Source organism: Geobacillus sp. LYN3 (genome assembly GCF_003064505.1).
Classification (GTDB): domain Bacteria; phylum Bacillota; class Bacilli; order Bacillales; family Anoxybacillaceae; genus Parageobacillus_B; species Parageobacillus_B toebii.
This window is the reverse complement of sequence record NZ_QCWL01000001.1, coordinates 843,658-844,306: the sequence shown is the minus strand read 5'-3', so window position 1 is coordinate 844,306 and position 649 is coordinate 843,658. Positions and strand designations below refer to the sequence as shown.

Sequence of the window (649 nt, the reverse complement as noted above, 5' to 3'; positions counted from 1 at the left end):
AACATTATTGCCAGGATCTCGTTAGTGCTTTCTCTTTTTTGTCACTAAATCACAAAATTTGGTGATGAACCTAAATATTTTTCTGATTTTCAATATATTTCATTACTGCCTCTTCTGAAATATAACCGACTGTACAACAAAAATAACTTCTAGTCCAAAGCGAAGGAAGTCTACTCTTTAATGACGGGTATTTTTCTCTTAATATTCGACTACTTCTCCCTTTGAATGCTTGTATTAATTTATGGATATGTTGTCGTGGATCAAAAGAAATAAACATATGAACATGATCTGGCATAATTTCTAACGCTTTAATTTCAACATCATTTTCTTTCGCTACTTTATACAAAATCTCTCTTAAATCTTTTTCAATATCTCCAACTAATACTTTACGTCTATATTTTGGACAAAATATAGATGATGTATAAAATTTTGTGTAAAGCATTTTACTAGATCAAAAGAAAAAAGGTAGGGTATTCTCTGATTGGACGAAAAACATTCTAAAGAAAGGAGAACCCTACCTATGTCTAAAAGTATATCGAATGTAGACTGGGTAAATCAACTAGAAAGTGCCATTCGTCAGTTTGTGAAAGAAAAATTAGAACTGATTATGCGGGAAGAAATCAAACATTTCCTCGAAATCGAACAGGCA

The 649-nt window shown here is 31.3% G+C and carries 1 protein-coding gene and 1 pseudogene; one reads left to right on the top strand and one right to left on the bottom strand.

The genetic code is table 11. The features are described from left to right. Positions 1 to 70: 70 nt before the first annotated feature. Positions 71 to 442 (bottom strand): IS200/IS605 family transposase, encoded by a 372-nt coding sequence (gene tnpA, locus DCC82_RS04345; RefSeq protein WP_097354090.1) that lies wholly within the window; start codon positions 440 to 442, stop codon positions 71 to 73. A 78-nt stretch (positions 443 to 520) separates the two neighbouring features. Here tnpA and DCC82_RS17955 point away from each other — a divergent pair. Further along, a pseudogene (locus DCC82_RS17955) lies at positions 521 to 649 on the top strand (transposase); the annotation flags it as partial.

What these genes read in the sequence shown, in the direction of transcription:
- tnpA (WP_097354090.1), bottom strand. Translation starts at nt 442, where the DNA reads ATGCTTTACACAAAATTTTATACATCATCTATATTTTGTCCAAAATAT.